At 35.5% G+C, this 21,669-nt stretch carries 13 protein-coding genes and 1 pseudogene; all 14 read right to left on the reverse strand.

What is annotated here, in order from left to right:
• Positions 1–165: 165 nt before the first annotated feature.
• The 14 genes and pseudogenes from M3593_RS12690 to M3593_RS12755 all read right to left on the reverse strand — a co-directional run bounded on the left by M3593_RS12690 (position 166) and on the right by M3593_RS12755 (position 21,662).
• The gene (locus M3593_RS12690; protein WP_251543115.1) at positions 166–897 is read right to left on the reverse strand and encodes a WecB/TagA/CpsF family glycosyltransferase; all 732 of its coding nucleotides are present in this window, start codon (positions 895–897) and stop codon (positions 166–168) included.
• Positions 898–1,015: 118 nt separating this feature from the next.
• Positions 1,016–2,086 (reverse strand): acyltransferase family protein, encoded by a 1,071-nt coding sequence (locus M3593_RS12695; protein ID WP_251543117.1) that lies wholly within the window; start codon positions 2,084–2,086, stop codon positions 1,016–1,018.
• Positions 2,087–2,252: 166 nt separating this feature from the next.
• A pseudogene (tagH, locus tag M3593_RS12700) lies at positions 2,253–3,038 on the reverse strand (teichoic acids export ABC transporter ATP-binding subunit TagH); the annotation flags it as partial.
• Between the two features lie 15 nt (positions 3,039–3,053).
• Positions 3,054–3,851 (reverse strand): ABC transporter permease, encoded by a 798-nt coding sequence (locus M3593_RS12705; RefSeq protein ID WP_251543121.1) that lies wholly within the window; start codon positions 3,849–3,851, stop codon positions 3,054–3,056.
• A 124-nt stretch (positions 3,852–3,975) separates the two neighbouring features.
• Positions 3,976–5,178 carry a CDP-glycerol glycerophosphotransferase family protein gene (locus M3593_RS12710; RefSeq protein ID WP_251543123.1) on the reverse strand — a complete coding sequence of 401 codons (1,203 nt, stop codon included), beginning with the start codon at positions 5,176–5,178 and terminating at the stop codon, positions 3,976–3,978.
• On the reverse strand, positions 5,171–5,569 hold the full coding sequence (gene tagD / locus M3593_RS12715; RefSeq protein ID WP_251543124.1) for a glycerol-3-phosphate cytidylyltransferase: 399 nt from the start codon (positions 5,567–5,569) through the stop codon (positions 5,171–5,173). The genes M3593_RS12710 and tagD overlap by 8 nt, the downstream gene beginning before the upstream one ends.
• A 228-nt stretch (positions 5,570–5,797) precedes the next feature.
• Positions 5,798–7,882, reverse strand: a complete 2,085-nt coding sequence (locus M3593_RS12720) for a glycosyltransferase (protein ID WP_251543126.1) — start codon at positions 7,880–7,882, stop codon at positions 5,798–5,800.
• 11 nt (positions 7,883–7,893) lie between these two features.
• Positions 7,894–9,795 carry a CDP-glycerol glycerophosphotransferase family protein gene (locus M3593_RS12725; protein ID WP_251543128.1) on the reverse strand — a complete coding sequence of 634 codons (1,902 nt, stop codon included), beginning with the start codon at positions 9,793–9,795 and terminating at the stop codon, positions 7,894–7,896.
• Positions 9,796–9,883: 88 nt separating this feature from the next.
• Entirely contained in the window at positions 9,884–11,050 is a 1,167-nt protein-coding gene (locus M3593_RS12730) for a CDP-glycerol glycerophosphotransferase family protein (RefSeq protein WP_251543130.1), read from the reverse strand.
• Positions 11,051–11,088: 38 nt separating this feature from the next.
• Positions 11,089–12,114 (reverse strand): ribitol-5-phosphate dehydrogenase, encoded by a 1,026-nt coding sequence (locus tag M3593_RS12735; protein WP_251543132.1) that lies wholly within the window; start codon positions 12,112–12,114, stop codon positions 11,089–11,091.
• Positions 12,111–12,824, reverse strand: coding sequence for an IspD/TarI family cytidylyltransferase (locus tag M3593_RS12740; protein WP_251543134.1), 714 nt, complete (start codon positions 12,822–12,824; stop codon positions 12,111–12,113). The genes M3593_RS12735 and M3593_RS12740 overlap by 4 nt, the downstream gene beginning before the upstream one ends.
• Before the next feature lie 255 nt (positions 12,825–13,079).
• On the reverse strand, positions 13,080–16,439 hold the full coding sequence (locus tag M3593_RS12745; RefSeq protein WP_251543136.1) for a GW dipeptide domain-containing protein: 3,360 nt from the start codon (positions 16,437–16,439) through the stop codon (positions 13,080–13,082).
• Positions 16,440–16,582: 143 nt separating this feature from the next.
• Positions 16,583–20,062: an N-acetylglucosaminidase gene (locus tag M3593_RS24255; protein WP_251543138.1), complete on the reverse strand. Its 3,480-nt coding sequence runs from the start codon at positions 20,060–20,062 to the stop codon at positions 16,583–16,585.
• Between the two features lie 397 nt (positions 20,063–20,459).
• Positions 20,460–21,662 (reverse strand): O-antigen ligase family protein, encoded by a 1,203-nt coding sequence (locus M3593_RS12755; protein WP_251543140.1) that lies wholly within the window; start codon positions 21,660–21,662, stop codon positions 20,460–20,462.
• Positions 21,663–21,669 lie beyond the last annotated feature (7 nt).

The raw sequence follows: 21,669 nt of genomic DNA on the forward strand, positions 1-21,669 counted from the left end.
GTATAGAATGCCCTAATAAAGAAATTATTGCAGGCATTATTTTTACGTAATGTTTTCCAAACGTTCCTATTTTAGCACAAAAAAATGAAATTGTGTTCCTTTTTTCACAACACATTTATTTGACGACATTCTGACCATAAAGTTTCACTGGTTCATTGAAAACATCTACTTTTTGAATCTGGACTTTAATACATCTAGAACAAATAAAGGAAGGAACAACATCCTTTTCCACCTAGATGGCTGTTTTATTAATCTATATAGCCATTCTAGATTGCTCTTCCTCCAAAACAGTGGAGCCCTCTTAACTGTCCCAGCCAGAACATCAATCGTCCCGCCAACTCCAATAAAAACTCCCTTTTCGAACAATCTAAGATGGCTTGCTATCCATTGCTCTTGTTTTGGAAAACCCATAGCAACCAAAATAATGTCTGGCTTTGAAGCTTGTACTGCTTCAATAATTTTCTCTTCATTATTTTGGAAGAAACCATGATGTCTTCCAGCAAGTTTTATTCCAGGATATCTCCTTAACATGTTAGTAGCAGCCTTTTCATTGGTGTCTTCCGTGCCGCCAAGAAGAAAGATTCTCCAACTATTTTCAACTGATAGTTCAAGTAATTTCATGGTTAAATCAAAACCTGTTACCCTCTCTTCTAAAGAAGAGCCTAAAATCCTGGAACCAAGTAGTATCCCGAATCCATCAGGAACTATATAATCCGCAATCAGTAAACTATTCTTATAAAGGTCATTTCGCTTAGCATACATAACGATTTCCGGATTTGCAGTAACTATGAAGGTTTTCCTTGATTCTGTTATTCTCTTTACAGTCTCATTAACCATTTCATCGAAATTTATATTTAAAAAAGGTATTTCTAGGATTTCAACTTTTTCTTTTTTCATGAAAACATCCAATTCCTCTGTTAGTATCTTCATCTTATTAACATTAACATGAAAAACTGCTTGAGGAAATAGTTCTTTTCTATTCTATTATTGGAAACAGAGATAAAAACACCCTGAATTATGCTATCTGCTTACTCTTCTTTTTCTCATTAGATGTGCCTTCTAAACTCAGGATCCATTTAAATGAAGGCTCAACCAATGGTTTAACCAAACTGCGAACAAACGGCAATGATAGAAACCAGCCAATAACAACTGCAACAATAATAGATACAAAAATAAGTGTTAGTGGATTCTCTACAATATAAGGAGGAACAAACTCTCTAAATAAACGAACAATATTGGTATGCAATAAATAAATATACAAAGAATACTCACCCAGTTTACTGATTAGCGGTAGGTTTTTTCTCATCGGAACGAACACAAGTAAGGATAAGGAAAGTATTGTGACGGCAAAGTACATAACGACATGTATAGTCGCTCCTTTAAAAAAACTCCACCCAAAATAACCAAAAGATTCCCTCATAAACAAAACTTCCGTGCCATTGGGCATTGTTGTCAAATATGTCATACCTACCAGAAAAGAAAAAATTGTTAATAAAGCAGTTGAACGAATATACTTCCTCTTAGAAACGTCTGTTAATAATCGTATAATTTTCTTATCTGCTAAGACATACCCTATTAGGAAATAGGGATAAAAGTTAACTAATTTTCTTAGTGAAAACCAACTTGTAACATTTTCAGTATACGTAATCAAAATGGCCATCATCAGACTTATTAATAATGGAGACTTAAGCTTGAGCACATATGGTGTAATAATGCTCCAAACAATAATTCCAAGAAGATACCACAACGTCCAGTAAGGATCAAAAATGGAAAAAATCCTGCTTTCTGGGGTTAGAGATATAAATGATTGATCATGAATGAAGTGGGATATAACTCCATTTAGTATTTGCCATATAATGAAAACCCCTAGCAGTTGCATAATACGTTCCAATTTATTTGGTCGGAAAAAGTAGCCGCTGATCATGATAAATAGTGGCATATGAAAAAAATAAATAACATCATATATATACTTTACTGATTCATTACCCTCTAGCCCCCTATATTCTTCAATAAGATGACCAAATATAACTAAAAAAATTAATAGACCCTTTATATTGTCAAACCAGGGTATACGTTTATTTTTCATATACATATACTCCTCCAAAAAAATTGAGATATTTGTTATAAAAAAGTTTTTCTCAAACATTTACCCAGATGGCATTCTTTTCAAACTCCCATAAAAAGCAAAAGAATCTAAGATATCCATTTGTCATGGATATCTTAGATTCTTGTCAGTTTGAGTGTGCAACCATGCCACTTTGCTTTTTAATTACTTCTTCGCGGAATTTCTTTTGTTCAGCAGGTGTCATCGCTTTATACATTTTTAAGAATTTCTCATACTCTGGAATCACTTCAGAAACGGGTCCATAAGCTTTAATCTCTCCATATTCCAGCCATAAAGCTTTTTCACAGAATTCCTTAATTTGCCCCATTGAGTGGCTGACAAAGAAAATTGTTTTACCTTGTTCCTTGAATTCAAACATCTTATTCTTTGATTTTTGTGCAAAAGCCTGGTCACCTACAGACAATGCTTCATCAATTACTAGAATATCCGGATTAACCGTCACCGATATGGCAAATCCCAGTCTTGACTTCATCCCGCTTGAATACTTTTTGACCGGTTGATCAATGAATTTTCCTATATCAGCAAAGTCAATGATTTCTGGTTCCATTTCCTTGATTTGCTTTTTGTTAAATCCAAGCATCAAGCATTTCAATTCTATATTTTCACGTCCACTTAATTGGTTATTTAGGCCAGAGGCAATCGCAATCAAAGAAGTTTGTCCTATTGTTTCTACAGTTCCGGCTGTAGGAGGTATAACTCCCGAGATGATATTCGAAAGGGTTGATTTTCCTGATCCGTTAACACCGACTAACCCGATAACATCCCCTTTTTTGGCGGTAAAAGAGATATCCTGCAGGGCATAAAAATCTTCACCATACCCTCCAGGTAATATAACATCCAGAAGTTTCTCTGAACTTTTTTTATGCATTTTGTATTTTTTATATACATTTTTAATAATAACTGTATCACTCATGGGAGAAACCTCCTTTTACATATAATCAACAAAATGGTTTCTAAATTTAACATGAAGTGCAGAACCAATCATAAGAAGGATTAAGATAAGACCCCAAAAATATAAAGCTAGGTTAGGGTTTTCGAACATATACCAAGATGTTCCCAATAAAGAAGCTCTATATCCCTCTACTACATAATATAATGGATTAAACATCATAATCTTTCTAATAAACCCAGTAGGCTCCCAGAGCAATGGTGTCAAATACAGCAGCATTCTAACCACGGATGTAACAATCATCTGGACATCTCTGACAATCGTAGCCAGTGTTGAGGTGATGAGGGATATCGCCACCAGCAACATTAATGTGCCAAACATGAAATATGGCAACTGGATAAAGTAAGGGGATATTGTGAAACCCGTGAATTGAAGCCCAAAAGTGATAATTCCTACGAGAATTAAGTGGGAATAAAATTTAGACACGATTACATATGTTGGTATAACACTCATCGGAAAACTCATTTTTGAGATAAAATTGATTCGTGTATAAATTGACTTAGAGCCCTCAAGTAATGATTGGTTAATAAAAAACCATACCGCCATACCAGAGATGAGCCAGTAGACAAATGGTATTCCATTAACATCTTGTCCGCCTCTTATGCCCAGACCGAAAACAAACCAGTAAATGGAAAGCTGAATCATTGGATTAATGACTTCCCAAAGCATACCAAGGTAATTATTGTTGTTTGCACTTTTCAACTCGAATAACGACAATCTTCTAATTAAATAAAAACTGCTAATTTGTTCTTTTATTACTGTAAACATTGACTTCATACAGCTAGTCCTTCCTAAACAAATTGTTCATTTACTATCTAATATTAAATAAAAACTTCGAGTTATGTCCTCGAAGCACCATTACAGTTTATCATATTTTATCTCTAATTTCTAAGCCATAAAATTACTGTGCTCTTCTTTTGACTTTTTTCTCTTCAACTTCTTTATTAAATACATATCTAACAAGCTTTTGGCTTGATTTACCGGTGGAGTATTTATTCCATTTTCCAGCATAATCTTTTAGTTGTTCTAAATTGAATTGATCCTTCTTAATTAATTCAATAATTTCAGAAGTTGTTTTCACAACTGGACCAGGCACTGTTTCTTCGTATCCTTCCATCAAGCCTCTTTCCTGTTTATAAGCCTCCAAATCATACGCAAAAAAGATCATTGGCTTATTAAGCAAGGAAAATTCATACGGAATCGATGAATAATCTGTAATTAGATAGTTTGCTATTAGCAGCAAATCATTTATATCATAAGTGGAAGAGCTATAATCGTATACAAAGCCAGGATATAATTTTTCATAATCCACACTCTTTTTAATCGCTGGGTGTAATCTTAAAAGTACCACATATTCATTACCAAGTTCTTTAAACATTTGGTCCAGTTCAAGTTTTATTTCAAAATGATCTAACTGATTATCTCTATAAGTTGGAGCATACAGTACTTTTTTCTTTCTCTTTAAGTCCTGGTTTTCCTTAATTAATTTGTCTACAATTTGATTTTGTGTTCTTTCATCATAAAAAAAGTCGGTGCGCGGAATTCCCGTCCTCAAAATGTTCTCTTTTGAGAGATTGAAGGACTTCATGAAAATATTCGCCATTATATCCGAACCGACAACAACTTTATGAAATTTTCCATATACCTTAAGGAAGCGCTCATGAGCTCTTCTGTTCCTTTTGGTAATTGACTGATCTTCAAGCCCAAATTTCTTGAGAGCACCAGAGGCATGCCATAATTGAATACATTCAACGCCTTCTTTAAAATCAGTCACTGATAGAAAAGCAAAATAGTTATCTACAAATATAGTTTTGGAAGTTGCCAAGTGATAATTCGTTTTGATAAATGCAATGAGATTAAAAGAGTCCATAGGTATCAATGTTAATTCGTTAAATTCAGTAAAGTGTCTGTTACTCGACCCATGGTAAAGAACCACTACATCTACGGATTTATTTTGCCTTAAAATTTCTTCATACACATATTTACTATTGTCCCCAAAACTGACCACAAAAGTCACCTTTTCCTTCAAAGGCAGGTAATTAAAAAAAGTGAACAATAGCTTATATGCAAGTAAATAAAACTGAATTGCAGCTTCTTTAACCATTATTCACCGAATGTAAATCAGTTTTGATTTTAGATGTAGAAATCCCAATAGTTCTAGGCAAATAAATCACTTCACAATAATCTTTTAGAAAATCAAAGTGGCCTTTCCAATCGTCGCCCATTACAAAAATATCTATATCATTGTCGATAACATCCTGAATTTTTTGGTCCCAGGTATTCTCTGGAATCACCTGGTCGACAAACCGGATTGATTCGAGAATAATTTTGCGGTTCTCAAAGGTGTGATAAGATTCCTTCATCTTCTCTTCGTTAAATTTATCTGTAGACAATCCTACAACAAGAAAGTCGCCAAGTTCTTTTGCTCGACGCAATAAATTTATATGTCCAATATGGATCAAATCAAATGTGCCATATGTTAAAACTTTTTTCATTTCTATCATCTCCTTACCAAGTTTTTTAAACCAGGTAACTGATTAGGCTGAGCAAATTGGGAATAACTATCCCTTTATTTACAGAAACATAACATAAAATTTACTCAACGTTTATTATATAACCATGAGTTAATAAATTCAAACCCAAGTCAAAATATGTCGTTTCCATAAGAAGATATTTATGTAAAATAAAGTAGGCGCTGCAGTTAATACCGCAACGCCAAAATTTTATATATTTCTCAATGTCTTATATAGCCTTCTCAAGCGCGGATATTTTGTACCTAATGGAATGCTTCCATTAATTTTGAAAGATAAGTTCCCATGTGGCTTTGTGTAGTACGGATACACATAGTCCTTGCCGGATGCTTTGATTATACTTTTATTTGCAGCAGCGGCTGCACTTTTATTATAACCGATTCTTTTTTCACTAAAGAAATTATTCCAATTAACCACTATTGATATATCCCAATACACGTTTGGCAAATCTCCATTAGACAACATTGAAAAGATTGGGATTTCCACTTCAATTTCCCATTTATCTTTTTTATTCTTAGTAACTGATGTCGAATCGAGGAAGATATGGTCTCCAGTTTCCCGGTTCTGGACCTTCCATCTGATCTTACAGTCAGATTCGGTGTTTTGAGGATAATCCCCCACAAATGTTAACGTACCGCCGAATGTATAAACCCCATTCTTTTTATCAAGCCACTTAGATTGGTTTAAGAAAAAATCAATCTTTTCAATCTTATTGTTGCTATTTTTTTGTTCCACTACTGTTTGGAACATATTCCCCCACCGCTGTATGAATAAATCATCACTAAAGTTTAGGCTGCTATTATATGCTTCCTTGCTCGATTCCTCTAGTCTAGCAGGGTTTGTAAAGTAATGAATCATCGCTTCTGATAATTTATCAATACTACCATTAGGAATCAATTTACCGTTTACCCCATCGGTGATCATATCACTTGGGCCATATTTTATATCATAGGCAACAACTGGGCATCCTTGTGCCAAGCTCTCCAATATAACTAATCCAAACCCCTCATACTTACTTGTCAATAATGAAAATGCAGCATGAGCAAATACCTGATCTGGTTCTTCAGTTTGACCCTTCAGGAAAACATTTTCATTTAATGATAAGTCATTAATCAGATTAGCTAATTTCGCTTCCTCATCTCCAAATCCATACAGCTCTAATGTTGCGTTCGGTACTTTTTCTATCACCTTTTTGAATGCTTTAATAATATGTGGCAGTTGTTTTTCCTCATGATATCTTGCAACAACAACTGCATTCAGTGGATTTCTGTTTTTAAACGCAGGTAATTCCGCTGGTCGGGATAGCGAATGCGGAATAACAAAATAGTTATTTCTATCGCCAAACCTGACCTCCACATCCCTTTTTTGTGCCTCTGTTAATAACACAATTGCGTCCGCTTTTTCCACATTTGAAAATACTGCTCTATTTCCTAATCTAAGTACGGAATGAGGTTCAAATGGCGGACGCACATGGATACTGTGCTTGACGAAAATCTTATAAACATTTTGTTTATCCAATGATAAGATCAGTGTATCCATTGCTCGTCCATCCACAACCATGTAGGCCGGTATTGAATGTTCTACAGGCAAGAGAGTATTCAGCCAATGCTTTTGCATTTCACTATCTGATTTAAAAACCTTTTTTACAATTCCTTCTCTATCAAACCAGTGGATTCTTTCAACCACGCTTTTCTCTTTCTGGACTTTAAACCATTTGCTTATAAAGCATTTACCATCAGGGTTATAAAACAACTCTTGTCTTGGTATATTTAAGGTTAAGTCCATGAAAGTAACCTTACGCAGCCTACCTAATTTGTCGAACTCTTCGCGCTTTGTTCTGGATCGATGCTCATTAAAATAATCGATGAATTTGAGTCTGCCATCCGGCCTTTCAAAACTCTTATACATAACATACAGCCCATTTTGATAAAGCCGATAGGCATTTTTGTTCTCCACAGGATCGATTGAACACCCTGGTTCTTCAATTTTATGTTCAACTAGAACTTCATTTAAGGATTCTTTTTCGCCAGAATAAAAATCATAGATATTTTTGACTGTAATCCCGTCATTGACTTTCTCAGTTTGAATTAAATAGTTCCGTATATCTCCATAGTCTGGATCAAAATTAAAGGTTAATACATCAACCTTTATCTTCTCCATTTCATAAAATAGCCTGCCCCTTTTAAGCATGGCATTTGTTAACCCACCAAAACCCTCTTTAATCGAAGGAGTCAGGAAAAAATATTTAGCATCTTTAGGCAGATAATTAGATTGCACTGTATTCCCCCCTATTTTAAAGAGTTTTCTTCCTCCAGTTCACCTAAGATTATCTGGTCAACAACTCTGGCACTGGATTTTCCATCATGCTGGTCAAAGAAGTATTCAATAAATGGTTTAATTTTATCCATTTTGAAATCCTTGTCTTTGATTGTCTTGATGATATCATCAGTCGAACGAGCTAGTGGTCCCGGTATGAAGGAAGTATATTCAAAATAAAAATCTCGTGTCTGTACATATTCTTCAACGTCGTAAGCAAAGAATATCATCGGTTTATTAAGCAGAGCATATTCAAAACAAACAGAAGAATAATCAGTAATTAACAAGTCGGTAACAAATAATAAATCGTTGATTTCACGGTATTCCGAGAAATCATAAAAGAAATCTTTATACTGATAAGGGATATTAAAATCATTTTTTACAAATGGATGTATTTTAAATAAAAATACATAGTCATCTTTTAATTCTTTATATAGCTTTTCCAAGTTTAAAACTTCCATCGGATAATGGGCTGACTGCTGTCCATTTCCCCTGAAAGTTGGAGCGAAAGTTATAACCTTTTTACCACGAAGGAATGGAAACTCTTCATACAAACGTGCCTGTACTTCTTTTTTATAGTTTTCATCAAAGAAAATATCGGTCCTAGGTACCCCTGTCGGAATTACTTTATCCTCTTCAATGCCAAAACCTTCTGCATAATACTTCGCTACATGTTTAGAACTGACAATTGCTTTAGTATAATTTCTGTGGTTCCTTGATCTTGGCGAAGGGCCTCCTGGCCGTCCTATTCTACTAAAACCAAATGTTTTAAAGGCCCCAACAGCATGCCATAATTGAATGAGTTCTGCTCCTTCACGTATTGTTAAAGGGTAAACCATAGGATAAAAGTCATCCAGAATAATGAATTTTGATGTTGCTAAGTGATAAGCAAGTTTTTTAATTTCTTTAAAAGTCTTCTTCTCGCCTACCCCGCTTTTTAGCATAAAACGGTAGTCCAAATCCAGATTTCTTTTTAACATTTCTTCATAAACAAATTGGAAGTTGCCACTCATATCCGAACGACTATCAGAAGCAAATAAGACCTTTTTTTCTTTAATCGGACGCAAAGAATACCATTTGTATAAGAGCCTAAAACCTGCTGTTTGGAAGAATCGATGAAAAAGACCAGCTTTATTCTCCTCAGCATCCAAACTCATTTCTCTTGGGTCAAAATCCTTTAATTTAGAAGACGTGATTTTTAGTGTTTTAACTGGTAAATCATAGGTCGCTAACAAGTTGAATTTCATTTCTCTTGTTGCCGTAAAATATTCCATCTTGGAAGAGTGAAAGCCCTTATCCAGGAATGACTGGACATTTCCAAGAGGAAAAATCTTTTTATAACGCTGATCACCTAACACATGAACTTCAGTCTCGATGTATACCTTATATTCCGCTGCAGGCAGTGGACGGTTTTTCTCATCAATAGTCGCAAAGTTAATCTTTCCTTCAAACCCTGCCCAACGGTATTTCTCATCTATTTTATCTTCAATGTTTAGATACTCTACAGGAATATCCCTTAATGGAATAATAATTCTAATACCTGTGTTAGATAGCAAAACCAGTCTTTTCTTGACTAAGTCTTCATCTTTCATGGGAAAATTCTCTAAATAAAAGTAACCCCTCACAGTCATGATCGGTCCATTCCACTTTAAGTAGGTAACTTTACGTCTTGGTATAAGCTTTTCTTCAAGACCTGCCATTTCATTAATGATCGGCAGCGACTCCCCTAAATTCTCTTTTCGGATGATAATTCTTTCTTCATCAACCATTACTGGTAAATCCGTCCCTAATTCACTTTCATAGGTATTAGAAGTGACCACGGGATCCTTTCGAAAAACAACCCTTTTAACTTTCCGCTTAATTCTTGAGATCATTTATAATGCTCCTATCTCTCAAAATTCCTCATTTAAATAGATAATTACAAAAAGGGGATTAAGTTAATCCCCTTTTAAGTTACTTATTTCAATTACTCCTTGAGAGCAAATGGCTCACAATCCGTTCACTAGCTTTTCCATCTAAGTACTCGAAAAAATACTCACTGAAGTTTGCTACTCTGTCTAAATCATGACTTTCCTGTTTAACCCATTTGGCAAGCGCTGCTGTATCAGTAAACTTAGGCCCGGGAATAAAATCGTCGAAGTCATAATAAAAATCTCGTTCGTTAATATATTCTTCCAAATCCGGCACAAAAAATGCAATTGGACGTTTCAATAAACTATAATCAAAAATAATGGATGAATAATCAGTAACAAGATAATCAGTAATGACTAGCAATTCTTCAATCGTCATCTCTCCATGGATTTGACTGGCAAATCTTTGATCTTCATCTTTAATTTTCAACCCTGAACGCATATAGGGATGTAGATGAATCAATAAGGCATATTCCTCTCCGGCATAAGCCTTAAGAGCAGATATATCAATAGGGCAATCAAAAGCTTCCTGATAATGGCTGCTGCCCCTAAATGTTGGGGCATATAAAATCAGCTTTTTATCCAACAGGTGAGGGAAATGATGTGCAAACTTTTTCATCATCTTTTCTTTTACCCCAGCTTTAAAAAAGAAATCCGTTCTAGGAAGTCCAAAAGGAAAAATGTTACCCGCCTCCATATCAAACGCTTCTGCATAATGAGGGATAACATTTTTAGAGCTTACATAGACTTTCGTATAATTGGAATGGATTTCAATATGTTTAAGGTAGTCTTTGCTCGGACCAAAAGACTTGCCAACAGTACTAAAACCAAACTTCTTAAAAGCGCCAGCCGCATGCCATAATTGAACTATATCTGTTCCTTTCCGCGGCTCTATCACATAAACCGGGAAATAATAATCATCAATAATAAAGTATCGAGATGTTGCTAGTAAATAGCTCGCTTTCAGCATATGTAGGACATAGTCCAGTTTCCCATAAATTGAACTATTATATTTTTTAAACAGGAAAACAGTCTGATATTTGTCATCTCTGCTTTTTAATTCGGAATAAAGATAAAGAAGATTGCCCTCTAAGCTCTCCGAACGGTAGGAAGCAAAGGTGATTTTATTTTTATTGACAGGAAGCAAAAAAGAGAACATGAAAAAGGTCATGCGGATTAAGTATTTCACTATTATAGTGGGAATCATCTTTAAACTCACAAGTTTAATCCTGCCTTTCTCATGTTCAGAACACTTATTTAAATCTTCCACTCCATGACTGTCTTACCCCATGAAGAAGTCAAATCTTTCTCAAACGCATCAATAATATCTTGAATCGTTCGAACTTCATGAACATCGCCAACAAGAGTTCCCAAACGGTCCACAAACTCTGAATGCTCCTTCATGAAATCAACTGTATTTTGGAAGTCAATACGGCCACTGCGGCTGCTCCCAATTACCGTAATACCCTTTTCAAGAATCATTCGTGTATTTACTTCAACCGGGTATTCTGAAACACCCATAATAGAGATTGAGCCTTCCGGCTGTATATGGTCAATTATCTGATTAATTGCATACTGGCTACCTTTTCCGCCAACAGCTTCGAATGCATGATCGATCAGCAGGTCCTCAGGAATTTGATCAATTTGGTATGCTTCATCCACAAACGAGAAATGGTCAAGCTTATACTGATTCTTTCCAAAAATAATAACCTTACTGTCTTTATAACGCTTTTTAAGCATAAGAGCTGTGATATATCCGAGATTACCATCACCCCATACACCAAAAACATTTCGACGATGGTGCGCTCTGTTTTCAAAGCGTACAAGCGAGTGCATAGCAATTGTAATTAATTCAATAAAGGCTGATACATAGGGATCTATATCATTTGGCAACTCAACTAACCGGTCACGATTCAGGAATACATAATCCTGCATAAACCCATCATAACCGCTAGATCTGAACTTACTTGATCTTAAATAGTTTTCGGCAATGACCTCATCCGTTTCAGTGGGGGTATTTGGAACCATCACTACATTTGTACCCGTCTTAAATTCCCCCTTAGGATCATAAACCACCTTTCCTATGCCTTCATGAATAAGCGCCATTGGTAATTTCTTCGCCATAGCTTCCTTGCCGCGAGTCCCCGTATAGTAACGTTGGTCAGCTGCGCAGATAGAAAGATGAGTAGGACGAACGACAACATACTCTGACTGCAGGGAACGGTCCTTGTAGGTGACTTCAAACTGCCGCGGAGAGACTAAACGGTAAACTTGATTAATCATTTTGAAATCCGCTCCTGAATTATGGCATTAGCAACTTTTAAATCGTAAGGAGTAGTGACCTTAATATTAAATACTTCTCCTCTTACAAGCTTAACTTTATCTCCGTTAAGCGCACAGATTTTAGCTGCATCCGTTAAAATCGTTTTTTGTTCATCACTTAAAGCATTATAATATTCAACTAATTTTTGAATATTAAAGCTCTGAGGTGTTTGTCCCTGGTACATGGTGTCACGAACGGGAATATTTGAGATAACCTCACCATCTTCAGATTGAATGATCGTATCGATTGCTTCAATAACGGTATCCACAGCCCCAAATTTAAGAGCCGCATCAATATTTTCTTCAATAATTCGGTGTGTAAGGAATGGACGAACAGAATCATGCGTAACAATAACATCATCTTCGTTTAGGCCGAAGTTTTTCTCAATGTATCGAATTCCGCTCATGATGGATTCATTTCGGTCTTTACCGCCTTCAACAACTACGAGACGATCATTTTCACCGATGTGCTTCTTCATAATATCTCTAGTATGGTTAATCCAATCTTTCGGAGAAACGATAATAATCTTGTCAAATCGATCATTTAACAAGAACTTTTCAATTGTATGGATTATAATGGGACGATTATTAAGAGTCAGGAACTGTTTAGGCATATTAATATTGCCCATTCTTGTTCCTTTACCTCCAGCAAGAATTTCCGCGTAGATCACCAATACCCACTCCTTTTTGTTAATCTAACTGAATATTTAAAGCAAGATCTTGTCAATTTGTGTTGTATTTCAAGTTAATTTGTATATGGATGTAGTAAAACACATTATACAATATACACCCTTTTATTTCTATTATCAAGTTAGCACAGTGCTAGTCCGACTTTTGAATTTTGGTATATTCATAGGGTTTTCTGACTTACAGAATTATAAAAAACGGACTCCTTAATAGGAGCCCGAAAAAACCAGTTTTAACAATTACTTCGACTTTAGATATGAACTATGAATCCATACTACCTTTCCATTTAAACTTCCTTTATACCAGATATTATTTCCTACTTTCTCAGCCAAATGAACTTTAAACACTTTATTTTTATAAGATGATAATCTTTTGTAAACTAAATCCCTGGACCCACCCCACGCTTTTTTATATGCACTGCCGGAACCTTTCATGTAGAACACTTTATTATTTTTAGAATATCCAGAGTGTGAGTGAGTTGACAGATCTTTTGAATTTACCCAGCCGACTACCCCTTTAATACTGCTTGGTTCTCTGCTAATCAAGTAGTATAAGCTGCCTTTTATGAATGCTTGTATTTTAATATAGTAAACAGAATCCATATTAGCCTTTCCCGCAGTCCTATAAAACGACAAATCACTGTATCTTTTAAAAATTTTCGCATTGGAAGATCGAAGGTGTCCGAGCTTACTTGTTGCTGCTTCAACTTTCGTGGTTACATAAGAAGAATGCACCCAAACCTGTTTCCCGTTCAAACTCCCCCGATACCAAGTGTTATTTCCTACCTTCTCGATTAAGTTAACTTTAAAAAGGTCACCTTTTAATTGAGAAAGATTAGGAAAAACTAAATCTTTTGAGCCACCCCAGGCTTTATTGTACGCTTTTCCAGTACCCTTAATAGCAAATAATTGGGAGGATTTCTTCACACTTATATGCGCGTGGACCGATATATCTCCTGCTTTTACCCATCCAACAATCCCTTTAACAGAACTTGGTTCTCTACTGATAAGATAAAAAACGTCATTATTTATAACTGCTTGCTTTTTGATATAGTACACTGTATTCAAGTAATTAATTCCAAAAGGAATACTTGAAGATTCATTCCCTATTTCTCTATAAATCTTAGCTGCCTTATTTCTCAAGTGGCCAAGTTTACTAGTTTTACTTTCATGTAATGAACTTACCTTAGACGATTGGACCCAAAACGTCTTTCCATTCACTCGACCTCGGTACCATGTCTCGTTTCCAACTTTTTCTGTCAGATGAACTTCAAACAATTGTACATTTGACTGGGAAAGTTTTTGATAAATTGCATCCTTTCCCCCTCCCCATGCTCTACTGTACCCTGTAACATTACCGTTTATATAAAATGTTTTTGACTTTTTATCAACACCTTGGTGCGTCAGTGCAGTTATGTCCTCTGCTTTTACCCATCCCACAATTCCTTTAACATAGCTAGGTTCGTTACTAATACTGTAAAATAACTGACCATTTACCAATACCTGTTTCTTTATATAAAAAGTAGTATTAATATATTGGTTCCCGGCTACTGTATAATTCTCTAAACTTTCGATGGTTTTATGAATCTTCACATTGCTATTATTGATTTTACCGAGCATACTTGTTTTGGTTTGTGGAGCAATCGTCAGGTTTCGGGAATTTATCCATACTCGCTTACCTTCAAAAGAGCCTCGATACCAAATTTCATTGCCTACATTTCCGACTAAATCAGGTTTAAACTCACGACCGACAAAGTTCGCCAAATTAGCAATAACTACATTTTTCGGACCACCCCAAACGTTATTGTACAAACTGCCTTCACCTGTAAGATAAACTGTCTGTAGTTTGTAATTCATTTCTACAAATGCATTAGCTAAGGTATCTTTTTCACGTACCCAGCCAACTGCTGCCCGGCTGATTGGATTAGTTATAAGGTAGTAGTTTTCATTATTCAAATTTGCTTGTTTGGTTATTTGATAAACCTGGTTACTATATTGAGTCCCTGCATATTTGAAGCCCGAAAGATTGTCCAGCTGCTTAAAGATGCGCACCTCTGTATTCTTTAAGTGCCCAAGCAAATCTGCAGCTCTTTGCACTACATTAACAGACAAGTAGCTTGAGTGGATCCAAACTTTTCTTCCATTCAGTAGACCTCTGTACCATACGTTAGTTCCTACTGATTCTGTCAAATCTACTGAGAATTCTAAACCGGCAAAAGAAGTCAAGTTATCTAATGCTATATCACTTGATCCACCCCATGCTTTGGTGTAGGCCTTGCCAGTACCTTTTACAACAAAACGTTTTAAATTCTTATCAACGCCAATGTGACCATAAGCTACAAGATCCTTTGAATGAACCCATCCAATGACTCCATCCTTGCTGCTCGGTTTTTCACTTAATAAGTAATAAGTAGAACCACTGAATTTTGCTTCCTGTTTAATATAATAAACTGAATTTGTATAGGATGAAGCTTGTTTTGTAGGCAAATATGGATTCGTTGGATCTTGATAAATAACACCATTACTATTTTTAATCTGACCTAACTTACTAACATCACTTTTCTTGATTGCTAATTTATTATATTTTACTGTCACAAGCTTAACGAATTCGTTCCAGTTATAACCCCATTTTTGAAAATATCCGTGCGGATCAACATGGTCCGTACCTCCCAAATACACAGCAACAGCTTTATGTGACCAGAGCGTACCTTGTCCGCTTGCCTCTGCACTAGTAACATTTAGATTGTATTTATATAAGAGGGATGCAATATAACTACTATAGTTATTGATGGATCGGGCAAATTGGTCAAAACTGTTTACTCTCACTAGCTCTACATGAACAAACCTTTGATTTGCGAAACGTCCCCCTCCCCATGCAGCATAATCTGTTGGATGGATCTCAATAATTCGAGAGTGGTCCACAAAGGCATGTACAAATGCATTGTTATAATTTCTGGTCATATAGCTAATTTCCCCATCTATAGTTGACCCATCAGTTGCCGTTTCATGAGCAACTACACCCTCAACCTTTCCTGCCCCATAACGATAGGGAAATTTAGGAAAAGAACTTTTATGACTATACTCTGTTTTCACACTAGCAAGATTCTCTTGAAAAATATAGCTATTTAAATTAGGATAGGCAGCCATCATAAGGAAAGACTTTTTCTGTACCTGTCCCTCTTTCTTATGCTCACTTTCATAGTTGCCATCTCTCCAGCCTTGCGGTATGTATTGCAACTCCGCTTCAGAAAGTTTACTGATGTCTTCTCCATAAACTTCTATCCCTATTTTTACTCCTAACTCGTTGTACTCTTCGTTTACACTTTTATTTTCTACAGTTACGTCAGTCGATTCAGAGACTTCCTTAGTTTCTAATTCTTCAGGACTGGAATCCTTTACCTCATTATTCTCACTTGAAATATCACTAGAAATGGGTGATTCTATATGTTCCTTTTCTAAGACTGGCTCTTCCTGTACTGAATCAGCCTCTTGAGTTTGAGTTTCCTGTACTTGTACAGTTGGTCCTTCAGCAAGTAATTGCGATGGAAATATCGATGAAAAAAATAATATTGTTACGACAATGATGACTGTTTTTTTCATAATTCCTCCTCATGTTGTATATCAATTTACTATTCTACTTTTCTATATCGGTAAAAAAGCATGAGGATGAAATCTTTTTTATACAATTTCCAATTTAATTACAAAAAACACATTACTCGGAGTGAGTAATGTGTTTTTTATTTTTACTTATAAACTGGTATATCCAGATACAATGTATATCCGCCAATTTGCTGATATAGATTATACATAGTAGATACTTGTTTTGAAGACCAGCCAATATCTGTTGCGTATTGTTTTCCAAAAGTACCGGTTGAAGACATTGCCGCTGGATTCCATCTCATTTTATAGAGAGTATTTAACCCATTGTTAATATATCCATTACCGATAAATTTAGCTCCGCCTACAATGGCTTTATATGGAGTTGTCCAGCCTTCATCATAGGCTTTCTTAGCTCCGCAATCAATCGGGCAAGAATCATAAGCACCAACACCATACATGTTATATACCTTTACACCATTGTACATAACACCCTGAGCCAATGTTGATTCTCCATTTCCTGTCTCAAGTGACGCGTGAGACACTAAATAAAGGTCATTGATTCCATTGATCCGGCCAGCATCAATAAATGCCTGTCCCTGTCCCTCCAAAGTTCCTTTTCCTTTTAAATAATTATTTAAAATGGAAGCAGAAACACCACTGGTTTTTGAAAGATCAAGGAATTGGAACTGCTGAGTCGCATTATAGATAAAGTTTTTCGGATTCAAATAATGTAATACATCAGTTGGACTAGCATTCACCCATTGACGATATTCTGTATATTTGATTTGATACCATCCGTCAACTTCGCCCAGGATTGTAACAGTTGTTCCCTTTGTTAAGCTACCAAGCTTCCAGGCTGAGGAAGAAGGACCACCTCTTACATTCAGAACATCGGCTGTTACCTTGTTATCTGGTCCGATAAACTCTTTAGAAACATATGCATTATATTCCTTATCCGTTTGAGGCGCAGCATTCATTTGGATTGCTAACGCATCATTCAAAGTAAGGTTATAATATGTTTCCTTGTTCGTATATAGACCAGACTCATGAATCCAAACCGTTTTACCGCTTAAAGTCCCTCGGTGCCAGATGTTGCTTCCGACTTTTTCTGTAAGATTTACTTTGAACAGTTTATTTTTTTGACCAGAAAGGTTATAAACTAAATCCTTAGATCCACCCCAAGCTTTAGTAAATGACTGGCCCGTCCCTCTTACATAAAACGTCTTCGTTTGCTTATCAACACCAGTGTGTGTATTCGTTGAAATGTCAGCTGCGTTAACCCATCCTAAAACTCCATCAACACTGCTTGGCTTTGTGCTGATTAAGTAATAAGTGATGTTATTGATGACAGCTTGTTTCTTAATGTAATACACAGTATTCGTATAAGTAGATCCAGCATTAAATACAGTAGTCAGGTCATCCAAACGCTTATAGATTCTTGAAGATGAGCTTCTCAAGTGTCCCAAGCGACTTGTATAACTTTCTTCTTTCGTTGTCACATAACTTGAATGAACCCATACTGTTCTGCCATGCAAGGTCCCACGATACCAGACATTGCTGCCTACTTTTTCAGTTAAATGTACATCGAATCTATTGTATTTAAATTGTGATAAATCATTGTGTATAACGTTTTTTGATCCGCCCCATGCGGTATCAAACGCTTTACCATATCCTTTAAGATAAAAAGTCTTCGCATTTTTATCTACCCCGGAATGGGTATTGCTGGAAACGTCAGACGCATTGATCCAGCCGACTACTCCATCGGTAGCGCTCGGCTTATTACTGATCAAGTAATAAGTTTGTCCATTAATTAGAGCCTGTTTCTTAATGTAATACACTTTATTTGTGTATGTCGATCCTGCTGTAAATCTAGTGGACAAGTCATCCAGGCGTTTATAAATAATTGAAGAAGTACTTCGGATATGACCCAAACGGCTAGTATAGCTTTCTTCCTTTGTTGTTACAAAGTTTGAATGAATCCAAACCGTTTTCCCATTCAATGTACCACGGTACCAAATATTGCTACCAACCTTTTCGGTTAAGTGGACTTTAAACTGGGTATATTTATATTGACCTAGATTGCTATATACTAAGTTTTTGGAACCGCCCCAAGCAGTGTCAAAAGCTTGACCATTTCCCTTCAAATAAAAAGTCTTAGATTGTTTATCTACGCCAGTATGAGTATGGGTTGACATGTCCCTAGCATTCATCCAGCCAACTACTCCGTCAACTGTACTTGGCTTCTTACTAACCAAGAAATAGGTTTGTCCATTCATGACTGCCTGCTTCTTGATATAGTAAACAGAGTTCGTGTATGTTGAACCTGCTCTAAAGCCGGTTGATAAATCTTCTAAATCCCTATAAAAAATGGAAGAAGTACTACGAATATGACCCAGGCGGCTTGTATAGCTTTCTTCTTTTGTAGTCACATAGCTCGAATGAACCCATACTGTTTTACCATGCAATGTGCCACGGTACCAAGTATTGCTGCCAACCTTTTCGGTTAAATTCACGTTGAATTGGTTATATTGATAGGATTCAAGACTGCCGTATACAACATCTTTTGATCCGCCCCAAGCTTTCGTATAAGCCTTTCCATACCCTTTCATATAGAAAGTCTTAGACTGCTTGTCAACTCCTGTATGAGTGTGAGTGGAGATATCTGAAGCGTTGATCCAGCCAACAACTCCAGTTGTATAGCTTGGCTGTTTACTAATTAAGTAGTAAGTCTGCCCATCTTTAACTGCTTGTTTTTTGATGTAATATACCGTATTCAAGTAAGTTGATCCAGCAGTGAAAGATGAAGCACCATTTTTCAAGCTCGTATGAATTTTAGCTGTAGAACTTTTAATATGTCCCAGTTTGCTAGTGTAGCTTTCCTGCACGGTTGCAACAGCCAAAGTGGCTGCTTCTTCTTTCTCAACTGATTCTTGAGTGGAAAACGTAGTCAAGCTTCTCGCGGTCATTAAACGAGGCGCCTTTTCTACTGTTTTCTCTTCCTCGACAACCTCAGTTTCTTGAACAACCTCTTTTTCTACAACCTCTTGGGTTTCGGAGACAGCAGGTTCATTAACCACAACTTCTGAAGTAACCGGCTCTTCACTTAAAGAGTTCTCAGTAACTTGATTCTCCTCCACCGGCAGACTCTCTGGAGTTTGTTCACCAGTTACAGATTCCTCAGTTGAAGTACTTCCAGTATCTAGAAGTTGTTCACTATCATTAGAAACTACCTCATCTGCTGGCTCAACAGGTGCCGTCTGCTCTTGATTACGGTCACTTCTAAACTCATCAGCCTGGGCAGAATCTATTAGATATTCATTTTTTACATAACCAACCAGTACTTCATCAGTCTCTATTACTGTATATGAGATTTGGGAGAATTCCGGTTCATTCTGTAAAACAGTAACTTCTGTATCATCAGGAATAGTTGAAACTATAGTAATCTTATCAGAATCTAAAAGCTCAACTTCTCCGCCGACTTCTTCCGCAAAAACAACAACTCTCTGCTCTTCTTGTGTAATCGATTCTTCAGTCAAAGTATTAGCTGCTGCCTGGAAAGGCACATACTGAAGCATTAATAGAAGAATCAAAAAATACACACTTACCTTTTTTGCTTTATTCACAAATTGTTCCCCCATGTAATGTTTAGCCTTAAATAACTGTTCTTGACCAAGTTAAACACTCCATTGAAGATATAATCGAAGCTAGCTTGGATTTGTGAGTAAAGTAGATATATAATATACCCTTTCAAAATACAAGAACTTCTAAGACCTTTTTTCTTCCCGTTACCTTAGCTTCTATTTGTAACTTTAATAGAAGCTTTCTCTGAAATCACAAAACTATAGAAACGGAGTACTGAGTCATAAATTTCCTCATATCATTCCTCCCTTTAATTCATGTCCATTACTAATCTACCAAATTACGACAAATTTCTCTATAGTTTTTCTCAATTTCCATAAATACCCTATGCGTTTTTACTAAAAAAACCTATTTCCAATAAAGAAAATAGGTTCCATAATTTTATAATCGTAGTCTTTTAGTTGATTTATCTCTTATTGCACTACTTACACCAATGGATATTATTAACCATTGTAGGTAGCCAATTGAAGGAAAGTGTATAAATAATGAAAGTTCTATATTTTGATAAAAGAGAATTGCAATAAAAAAACTTGCAGACCATTTTACAAGATGTGAATCTAGGTTCTTTAAATACTGTTTCCAAATCATATATAAAATAATCAAAAAGACTGTGAGACCTAAAAATCCTGACTCAACTAGTATTTGTAAATACTGATTATGAGCATGGTCATATAATGAATTCTTCAAATACTCTTTCAACTGTATTCCTACCCGATGTCCAATTAATGGTGAGGAAATACCAAATTCAAAAACTGCTCCCCAAATTTCCTCTCTTCCAGTAAAGAACCTTTTATGAACATATTGCATGGATAACATATTTAAGTAACTTGAATAGGGTGAATCAGCAAAATATAAGTACAACGTCACGAAAACCAAATTCATGCTCATTACAAAATAAAATAGGAATGAAAATATTTTCTTAGAAATTGATAATACTAGGATACTAAGGAAAACAATTACTACCGATATTAACACAGTTCGAGAAGTTGAAAAATATATTAACAATATATTTAATAATAGCCCAGTAAAAAAATAAAGCTTTAACCATTTATTACTAAAATGTAAATTGACGATCTTAAAGTATAAAAGACAAAATAAGAAAATTGCTAATACGTTCGAATTATTAAATATCGCCATATATCTTACCATGGGTGTACCTGAATAAATCCAGTGGATAAAGAACCACATTACAAAAACCATAGAAATATGTCCAAATACTATTAAATGGACGTTTTCCCACTTTATTTTCATTAAAGTAATAATAAACACAAAAGTTGATAATAATATTAATAAAGCAATATTACTTTCAAAGTTTTTATTATATATATGACTGAATAAATATACTCCTGCAAATAAGGCGAAAGCTAATTCAAGATCCAAAACTTCACGATTAAAGGTACTTTTACAAAAAGTAATATAAAGAAAAAGCAGTAAAGAAAAAAGTAAAGTTAATTTATCAGTAATTTGTCCATATTCTCTCCAAGGATAAATATTTGCCAGTCCAAAAACATTAAAAAATATTAAGGTTAAAAAAAAGAAAACCAGTGTATTTCTAAAATTATTATTCCTTATATTCAACCCCATATCAATC

Origin of the sequence: Mesobacillus sp. MER 48 (assembly GCF_023714225.1) — a bacterium.
GTDB classification, from domain to species: domain Bacteria; phylum Bacillota; class Bacilli; order Bacillales; family Cytobacillaceae; genus Mesobacillus; species Mesobacillus oceanisediminis_A.